This is a genomic window from Bacillus sp. SIMBA_074 (assembly GCF_046534555.1).
Classification (GTDB): domain Bacteria; phylum Bacillota; class Bacilli; order Bacillales; family Bacillaceae_G; genus Bacillus_A; species Bacillus_A mycoides.
Map to the genome: position 1 here is coordinate 1 of NZ_JAWRYM010000874.1, position 254 is coordinate 254.

Annotated in this window: 1 protein-coding gene; it reads left to right on the plus strand. The window is 78.3% G+C overall.

The genetic code is table 11. The features are described from left to right. A partial coding sequence (locus SB773_RS33260) for a hypothetical protein (protein ID WP_410594712.1) occupies window positions 1-254 on the plus strand: 254 nt, incomplete at both ends.

A 254-nucleotide genomic window follows, 5' to 3' on the forward strand; every position in this document is an offset into this window, starting at 1 on the left:
TGGACATCGAGGAGCCGCCGGCCTCGAAGCCCGCGGCGCCGGAGCCTGCGCCCGCCGCGCTCCGGCTCTTCGCCGCCCGCCTCCCGAACGGCGAGACGCTCCCGCTGGACGCGCCACTGCTGGTGGGCCGCCGACCCGCCCTCGCCCGCGTCGAGCCGGGCGCCCCGCCGCGCCTCGTGACGGTCGTCTCCCCGACGCAGGAGGTCTCCTCGACCCATGCCCGCATCGAGCAGTCCGGGGAGGCCGTCGTGGTC